Source organism: Sphingobacterium sp. 2149 (genome assembly GCF_031455655.1).
In the GTDB taxonomy this organism is placed as follows: Bacteria; Bacteroidota; Bacteroidia; order Sphingobacteriales; family Sphingobacteriaceae; genus Sphingobacterium.
This window is the reverse complement of the sequence record NZ_JAVDTD010000003.1, coordinates 424,049-433,059: the sequence shown is the minus strand read 5'-3', so window position 1 is coordinate 433,059 and position 9,011 is coordinate 424,049. Positions and strand designations below refer to the sequence as shown.

The following is a 9,011-nucleotide window of genomic DNA, read 5'->3' as shown; positions in this document are numbered from 1 at the left end:
GAAAACATCATGTCAATAAACCATAAAAACTTAAAGGATCTATATCCTCAGAACTTCAAAAAATCAGCAGACCTGTAGTTCATAGGCCGGATACGATGGACGGACTAAAACTATACCACTAAAGTGGCATCATTTGAACCGTAATAGCTGGCACCATCCGACCGAAATGACTGGCACAAATCAAACCGTAATATCCACTTTGCAGAACTATTGGAGGTTTTACTGAACTTCCTGATCATGATTTAATGGTTTTCAATATGCCGAATGGAGAGTTGAGTCAACAACAGGTTGATCAACTAATGGCTATGAATAATGATGAGGATACTCATTATGTTGCCTATTTAAAAGGGAGACTTGAGCCTAACGATAGATTAAACTTTTCAAATTCTCCATTTACTCTATACCACAATATACTTTCTACATTAAAATATGCTGAGGTTGTGAAGTTAATTGAACAGGAAAATGTTTAATGATGGTGCCTATCACTTAGTGGACATAGTTTCACAAATTGTGTAAGTTATATAAATGCGGAATTCGAAAGGACTTCGCATTTTTTTTATAAGGTAGTAAATAAATGCAATACGTGTAAAATATTGTTGCTATGAAACATTTAATTTATCGAAAAGAACTTTGTTTCTCTGCTTGGCATTTTTAATCACTTTTTTGAATGGAATAACTTCAATATAAGCTTTATAGGGTAGTTCATCTGAATTATAAAACCTAAAATAGCCAATTCCATCAGGCATTTTTGTGAAAATTTCCTCTCGTAAAATATATTCTAAAGTAGGAGTTATATCTGCGACGATATAACAATAAAACGGAGTGCTTTTGTCAGCCTCAATACTTCTACCTTCTTTTTTTACTTTTTTATCAATAATTTCATTAATATATTTTCTTACCTGTCTAACAGGATCTTTTTTTGGATCTCCAAATACGTAGTCATTTCTGTAAGGCTTTTTAAATTCAACAATTGTAAATGATTCAAAAGGATACTTATCTTCGGAAAACAGAGTTGCCTTATCAAAAACTTCCTCTTGACCTATTATTAAGTCAATTCTGTCAGATGAATTTGAGTTTAATGAATTGAGTTGTTTAAAAGTTTTATCAGAAGCCAATAAATTATTAAATGTTAGACGTTCATCTAATAACCATAGATTCTGCTTATCAGACGTTACAGAGTTCTTATCTTCCCTAATTGGAAAAAATAGACTATGTAGGATATCTTCATTATAGAATTTTTGATCCGTATCCCACTCAATCAGTTTATCTAGAAGATCAATAACTGAACGTCTATGAATAATATATCGAGCTAAATCAGTTTTACCAACATCATTAAATTCAGACCAGAACTTATCATAAAGCTTTTTATATTCTTCTGACTCGGTTATATCTTTCTTTTCATCTAAAAGCTTAATGCCTTCTTTTTTTACATGAATTTTCCATTCGCTTTCTATCTCGTACAGTTTGACGTCTAGTTCATTTGGGGATAAGCCTGATGGTATTTTTTCTACCTTTTCCCTATTATATTGAATAACACTGGAATAATTTGGAAACTCCTTTTGAATAATAGGAATATAACTTTCAATTTTTTCTTTTCTGGTCTTGCTCAAAAAAGCCTGTAGAAGAAATTCGATTTTTTCTAATGTATTTCTTCTAATTTTTGCAAAAGTTATTTCATCATCATATTCATCAGTTTCTTCGTCATTAAAATGAAAGCTCGTTCTTTCTTCATTAACTCTTTCATTTAAAAACTTACTTAAAACAAATACTTGATAAAAATAGCCTTTTGGTTGAGTGTCATCAAGAACAATATTCCTTAGATCCTCAATATATTTAGACAGTCCCTCATCTTTAACTATTCTATCGTGTGCACAATAAAATAATTTATGACTATATGCATTAAATGATTTCGTAATATAAACTTTAAATTCGAACTCTTTAAGAATAAAAGTATCTTCTAAAATTTTAGATTCAAATTCCTGTTGAAATAAATTATTAAGATTTACCTCATTTCCATCTTGATTTTTTAATATTATTTCAGGAATCACTTTCTCAATAAAGTAAAGTTGAAAATGATTTATTATCTCTCTTGCTAGATCAAGTATGTGAGAGGGAGATTTTTTTTGATATTCTTCTTCGAAATCTTCTAGAGTAACTTTAGTACCTACTGCTTTAGAGGTATCGGACGCCTCATTTATATAATTGTCAAATCCTTCTTTTGATGTTTTTTTGTAATCAAAACATCTTAGGTACCTTTGAGAATTTTCAATATAAAAGCTTTCAATTCGAAGTTTATTAAATAATTTAAGACACACAAGTCGACCAACTCCTTTTCCTCCAATTTTAGATTTTTTTTCTGAATCGAACTCTTGAAATGATACAAAATTTTCTGAATTTAAACCAATTCCATTGTCAATTACCTCGAAGGACTTAATAGGATAACTATCTATGTTATTTGATTCTTTTAAAAGATCGACAGAGCCATTTCTTATTAAATTAATAATAATTTTTCCATCAATTTTATCTGATTCATTTCTTTCAAAAATCGCATGTATACTATTGCTAATCACCTCAAATAACGGAATTAGCGGCTTAGTCTTGGGAATATAAAGCTTATTAACCCTATTTCTTAAATTTGTTATATTTGAAATTTTAGGAATTGAAATAGATGAAATCATAAGGTCAATTACAAAATATTTGATTGTATTTTCAAATATAGGGAATATTGAATGAGGAAGAAAATAATTATATAAATTATAAGGCTATTGCAATTTATATCACATTAAAGAATAAAATCCACAATAATAGTTTCTTGTTAAAAGCCTCACACCTCTAAAGGTATTTTTTTAACAAAAGTCCAAAAAATATCTGTTAAATCCTTTTTGGTGATATTCAGTCTTTAATGGGACTAATATCGATTAAGCTACTTCTTGTTTTATAAAAGGAAATTGCATTAGCTGGATAATTTTTCCTAATTTACTTTCTATATTTATTCACTTGATTATTTGATAAAGACATTATTGTAATTTTTTAACTTATTTTATCATACAAATCACTTACCCTCCCTTTCAATTTGTCATAAAATGCTCTTTTCTGTTGTGTTAACTTTGTTTCTAAGGCTAAACAATTCTCGATTAATTCTAAAACTTCTGCCTTGGTCTTAAGCACAAATAGTGATGAGAAGTTAATATTTAATTTTTGGCTCACCAACATGATGACATTCCAACCAACAATATGTTCCGCTCTTTCAATCCTGCCTATTAAGGTGTTGTCGGTCTCACTAATAATACCTAAATCAAGCTGAGAATACTTGTATTCTAGTCTCCTTAGTTTGACAGTTAGTCCTAGTGAGATATTAATAATTTCTATTTCGATGTTTGAATAGTTGGTCATAAACCAAATGTTGACATAATCGAGAGCTTTATTCGATACATATTTGTATTGATTAAATTAAATATATATATTTGTTAAATATTCATTCAAATCTTGGATAGAATGGCATTTGACTAAAAGAGTCTCGATAGTGAATTCCGACAAATTACTAGTGAACGAGACGGTAGTCTAATGCCCATGTAGATATTTTTGTACTTTTGTGCAAGCTATAGCTCGTGGGCGACTATCGTAATTCCGTTTCACTAGGCCGTCGGAAGCCTGCTATACGGTTGATAGGAGCCCGCTATAGTTCTTAATAACCTCGAGAGACTCACTTTATAAAACTTAAATTAAGTGAGCTATGAATCAAAAAAAACAAACTACAAAAAACATCTTTAAGTCCCCCGAGTAGCTCGGTACGATTCAGCCAGAGATGATCTGGTCACATCAGCTATGGAATTCGAGACGCCCAATTATTTACCTAGTGATACTCATTCAAAAGAATTCTAGCTCCTCCAATTAATCAATTTTATTACACATGGCTTATGGCCTGAAAAAGTAGCTGATTCAGTCGGACTGGAATAGCTATGCCTTAAGCTCACCATTAAAAATCTTGAGAATGAAATCCAATTATGCTCACCTAATCCTATTGGATATGGTCATCTATGAGACGCACAGGGAAGAATACGACCCCATTCAGAATGTACAGAATTTCTGGGAGAAATATTCTTTGAACACGATCCACGAACATATGGTCGCATTGCAACCTGATGTCGACAACACAGAAGGGAACTATAGTATTAATCAATTGTCCACATTTTCTGTTGATCTTCTGCGAACAACGATAGCCTATTTCATGCTGCATATGGATAAAGCCGACTTGGGTAAAGTCCAAATTTCCACTTCTGTGAACGAAGAAGAATTACAGGCAACAAAGGAAATCTTCGATTTTTTCCAGCGCGTATCCGAATCCGATACCAATTCCTAAAATAATGAAAAAATTAACATTGCATTTAATTCTGCTTTTAAAGCCATTGAAGAATACAACAATGCTTCTGACAAGCATTGCTGTATTTCATATGTTTAGTTTATCAGCTCAGACGCCCCGCAAGGACAGCGGGGCCGATGGGCTTTATATCAATGACCAGGTTCCCGAAGCCTTCTATAATGAGGCGCATCGGATGATCGACTGGTCTACCGGAAAGATCTATAACAAGTCCTTAGATAAAGATAGAAACAAACTTATTATACTGGATTTCTGGGCACACTGGTGTATGCCATGCCTTGGTTCCCTAAAAAATATGAATGAGGAGCTGCTCAGTGAAATAGATACTACGAAGGTAGCCATCATACCCGTCACGTATGAGGGTACTGCCGAAATTCAAGCTGTTCTGAACCGTTTTGCTTGGAAACATCAGTCTGTGATCAACGATTCGATCTTGTTCCGCTACTTTCCACACCAAGCTATCCCACATATGGTCTGGATCTATAAGGGAAAGGTAATAGCAATGCCGCGAGCTAATTACGCCACGTTGGAAAATATCAATATGCTGCTTGCTGGAAAAATGCCTTCCGTCTATAACGAGACTGATATCAAGATAATAGATCCTAATCAGCCTCTCTTTCAGAAGCATAATGCTCCAACAGCTGTACACTATCAAAAGGATAGCTTTAAAGTTGGTGGCTATGCCGAGGGCTATGCGCAGGTAACTTTTAAAACAGTAAAAACGCCTAATGGTTGGCTCTACTATGGTATCAATATTCCCATCGATCAATTGCTTGTATTTGCCTATCAGGATCTGTTGACTGACAGAATGGATCTATTAAAAGCAATAAAATATGAGGTTGGACCTGATCTGAAAAGTAAGCTTAAAATCGGACGCCCCAAAATGTATAATAATGACTTTGCTAAAGATTCGATCTATGGCGACTGGCTTAGGAAAAACAGTAGAACCGTTGAATTTCGCGCACCACAGGGAATACAGGCGAAGGAAGGTTTAAATCTGTTCCGGCAGTACCTAGCTAATTATGCGCTAGCTGAATATCAGCTTGAGATCAGTATTGATCAATCAAAACAATATAGAGTCCCAGTGTTAAAATGTATCGGTAAACCGAAGGGGACAATTGCACTGCTAACAAAGAAAGCTAAGCCTTCTGACCCTGCTTATCGTTATTTCAATGGCCAATATGGAGAGCTTAAATGGTTAGACTATATCAGAACGGGTTTGCCAAGGCTCCCCAATGGACTGTTTGATGATAATCGCATAGTCGATCAAACTAATTTGCCCAAAGAGCTGCTGGTCCATATGCAATTCCCTACTAATCTTATCGGTAAAGGATCGATGGAATATGTACAAAGCGAACTGAAACGGTACAACCTAAAACTTGAAGTCGGTTTTGAAAAAGTCCCGATCCTCCTGCTCAAGGAAGTTAAAAAACATACCAATTAACCTTTAAAACAAATGAAAACTTTTTTCTATTTTTTTATACTGCTATCGCTTCCATTGCTAACGAGTGCACAGCAAACCCGAAAAATTAGGGTGCTTGACAGCAACGATAGGCCTATTCCAAATGTTAATATTCGGTTGATGCCACAAAATAAGGTGTTAAAGACTGATGACCTTGGTTATTTTTCTTTTGTACAGGATGGACAAAAGCAGATTGAAGCCTCTGCAATCGGATATAGTAGGCAAATAGTCTCCCTGCTGTCAGATCCGGCAATTACCGTGATACGCTTGAAAGCCACGTCGGTGCAGCTAGATGAAGCCATCGTCAACACAGGATATTATCGTTCGGATAAGCGGAATTTGCCGGGCTCCTTTGTACAGATTGATCAGAAGTTGCTGCAGCGCAATCCTTCTCCAAACATTATAGAGCGGATGGAGGGTATTACCAGTGGGCTTCAATTTGACCGAAGAACAAATTTTAATGAAAACACCATCAAGCCTTCACTGCGACTGCGGGGGGTAGTCTCAATTGAATCCAATTCGGAGCCCTTGATTATTTTGGATAATTTTCCCTATACAGGGGATCTAAACCAGATCAACCCCGATGATATCGAAAGTATAACGGTGCTCAAAGATGCTTCTGCAGCAGCAATCTGGGGAGCTAAAGCTGGAAATGGGGTGATCGTACTGACATCCAAAAAGGGGATTAATAATACACCTTTGAAGCTAACCTTTTCAGCAAGCAGTACCTTAAAGGAGAGGCCTGATTTATTTTACAATAGAAACTATATCCCCTCCGCGGATCGTGTCGATCTTGAACAAACGCTCTTTGATCGGGGTTTTTACAACCGGGCTAATCCGACTTTACTGCCTGGTGTAGCCGCGCTCAATTTTAAATATAAGGATGGTCTGATTGATCTGTCCACACTGGAACAACAGAAAGAGATCCTGCGGAATAGAGATGTACGCGAGCAAGCTCAAGAACACCTTTACCGGATGTCCTGGCTGCAGCGCTATAACCTCCAACTCAAGGCTGGTGGATCAAATTTCAATTATTTGCTTTCTGCAGGCTTCGATCAAAATAACCTCAATATCGTAGGGGATCGGGATAGACGCTATACCTTTTCATTGAATACGGAATATAACCTGCTCAAAAAACTGATGCTCAATACCAATATACGGTTAAATATGAACCAGTCCATCCATAATGGTTACTCGCTCAGCGACCTGAACTATACGCGCAATTTGGATGGTTATACGGCCTTTGTGGATTGTGATGGAGCGGCGCTTCCCATTAATTACCGCTACTTCTCTTCCTATATTGAAAATGCTGAGAAGAATGGCTTGCTCGACTGGTCTTTTAGTCCTATAGAAGATCGAAACCAACAGGATCTGAATGCGACAAACCGGAATCTATTGTTAGGGACAGGCCTTTCGTATGAGATTATCTCGGGATTGAACTTATCGCTCAAATATCAATTTCAGCAAGGAATTAACACAACTCGTAACCTATACAAAAAGGATAGTTACTTGGTACACGATCTGGTAAACAGATTCACACAAGCGGACGGTACTTATATCATTCCTTTGGGTGCCATACTGGATCAGAACAATGGGAGCGACCAGTCGTACAACTGGCGTGGCCAGCTAAATTACAGCCGTAATTTTCTGAAAAGACATCAGATCAACGCATTGGCAGGAGCAGAGCTGTCCGAGAACAAAACCATTGCTGAAGCTGGAAGCCGTCTCTATGGTTATAACAGCGACAACCTGAGCTATCAGACAAGCTTCGATTATACAAAATACTATCCTGTCCGCCCAGAGGGCAGCGGCTTGATTCCAACCAATACGGCAACAACAATGGAATTGACAAACCGCTATATCTCTTACTACGGCAATCTGAATTATGTATTTGATAAGATGCACACCGTTAGCCTGAGTACCCGATGGGATGCCTCCAATTTATTTGGAGTTAAAACAAATCAAAAAGGTGTGCCGTTATGGTCCATCGGCGTCAATGAGGACCTCAAGAATTCCCTAAAGTTAACGCCAAACTGGATCTCTAGGCTCAACCTGCGGGCTAGTTATGGGGTGACAGGAAATGTGGTCAACAAAATCAGTGCTTTGCCCACGGCTTATGTGGCAACTTTCGTCTTCCCAAATTCATTGCCGAGCGCTACTTTATCCAGTGCAGGAAACCCCAGTTTAAAGTGGGAACGGATAAATATCATTAATCTGGGACTCGACTTTGCTGTGCTGAACGGAAGAATTCGCGGAACGATTGATTATTATTCAAAAGATGGAAACGATCTGATCGGCGAATCTTTTTTGGACCCAACGACCGGAATCTTTACGTCAAATGGTGTGTCAAATGTTGACAATAGGATCAACTATGCCAATATGATTACCAAGGGGTTAGATCTAAATCTGAGCGCAAACATTCTACAGGGCAATTTTAGATGGGATGCTAACCTATTGTGGAGCTATACGACTAATAAGGTGACCAACTACATGGCAAACACTGCGGTCAAAACGAGCAGCTTTGTATCGTCTCCAAGACCTCGGGAGGGGCATTCGTTGGACGAAATATACGCGTACCCTTTTGGTGGACTGGATCCGGCTACTGGAATGGTACTAACCCCGCCTGGAAACAGGGATTATACAGGTTATTTTAATAGCATCTCGATAGACGACCTCATTTTAGTAGGGCGAAGTTTTCCGCCATATCAGGGAAGTATACGCAATACATTTACTTATAAAAACTTTGGTCTGAGCTTTTTGATCCAATGGAAAAATGGCTTCTATTTTAGAAGGAAATCCATTGACTATGCGAAGCTGTTTCAGAATAGCATTGGGAATATCGACTACCTCGATCGTTGGCAAAAACCGGGGGACGAAAACATAACGATAGTACCCGCTTTACCGAGCGATGTAAACGCAAATCGGGATAGTTATTATGCAAATGTAAGTCCATTGGTGGTCAAAGGAGACTTTATCAAGCTCTCTGATATTCGGTTGGACTATAACTTCGCATTCAAAAGTCCTAGGGGTGCTAGTATTGGTTTATTTGCACAGTACAATGGTGGGTTGATCCTATATCGTTCCAATAAATTTGGCATTGATCCGGATGCGGTCAATTCAAGTTATCCGATTCCCAATGCATATTCGATAGGTATTCACTTAAATTATTAA

At 36.9% G+C, this 9,011-nt stretch carries 6 protein-coding genes; 4 read left to right on the top strand and 2 right to left on the bottom strand.

From position 1 onward, the window contains the following. The first annotated feature begins 209 nt into the window (after positions 1-209). Positions 210-470 (top strand): NARF domain-containing protein, encoded by a 261-nt coding sequence (locus J2X77_RS06495; RefSeq protein WP_310079782.1) that lies wholly within the window; start codon positions 210-212, stop codon positions 468-470. A gap of 129 nt (positions 471-599) precedes the next feature. On the opposite strand, the gene J2X77_RS06490 is transcribed toward J2X77_RS06495, so the two are convergent. Both J2X77_RS06490 and J2X77_RS06485 read right to left on the bottom strand, forming a co-directional pair. Continuing rightward, the gene (locus tag J2X77_RS06490; protein WP_310079777.1) at positions 600-2,678 is read right to left on the bottom strand and encodes an ATP-binding protein; all 2,079 of its coding nucleotides are present in this window, start codon (positions 2,676-2,678) and stop codon (positions 600-602) included. 352 nt (positions 2,679-3,030) lie between these two features. Then, a complete protein-coding gene (locus tag J2X77_RS06485; RefSeq protein WP_310079775.1) occupies positions 3,031-3,393 on the bottom strand; it encodes a hypothetical protein in 363 nt (120 codons plus the stop codon). Positions 3,394-3,991: 598 nt separating this feature from the next. Here J2X77_RS06485 and J2X77_RS06480 point away from each other — a divergent pair. The 3 genes from J2X77_RS06480 to J2X77_RS06470 are packed head-to-tail and all read left to right on the top strand — an operon-like array spanning position 3,992 to position 9,011. Then, positions 3,992-4,360, top strand: coding sequence for a hypothetical protein (locus tag J2X77_RS06480; RefSeq protein WP_310079774.1), 369 nt, complete (start codon positions 3,992-3,994; stop codon positions 4,358-4,360). Between the two features lie 4 nt (positions 4,361-4,364). Then, a complete protein-coding gene (locus J2X77_RS06475; RefSeq protein WP_310079772.1) occupies positions 4,365-5,822 on the top strand; it encodes a hypothetical protein in 1,458 nt (485 codons plus the stop codon). Between the two features lie 12 nt (positions 5,823-5,834). Then, positions 5,835-9,011 carry a SusC/RagA family TonB-linked outer membrane protein gene (locus tag J2X77_RS06470; protein ID WP_310079770.1) on the top strand — a complete coding sequence of 1,059 codons (3,177 nt, stop codon included), beginning with the start codon at positions 5,835-5,837 and terminating at the stop codon, positions 9,009-9,011.

What these genes read in the sequence shown, in the direction of transcription:
- J2X77_RS06490 (WP_310079777.1), bottom strand. Translation starts at nt 2,678, where the DNA reads ATGATTTCATCTATTTCAATTCCTAAAATTTCAAATATAACAAATTTA.
- J2X77_RS06485 (WP_310079775.1), bottom strand. Translation starts at nt 3,393, where the DNA reads ATGACCAACTATTCAAACATCGAAATAGAAATTATTAATATCTCACTA.
- J2X77_RS06480 (WP_310079774.1), top strand. Translation starts at nt 3,992, where the DNA reads ATGAAATCCAATTATGCTCACCTAATCCTATTGGATATGGTCATCTAT.
- J2X77_RS06475 (WP_310079772.1), top strand. Translation starts at nt 4,365, where the DNA reads ATGAAAAAATTAACATTGCATTTAATTCTGCTTTTAAAGCCATTGAAG.
- J2X77_RS06470 (WP_310079770.1), top strand. Translation starts at nt 5,835, where the DNA reads ATGAAAACTTTTTTCTATTTTTTTATACTGCTATCGCTTCCATTGCTA.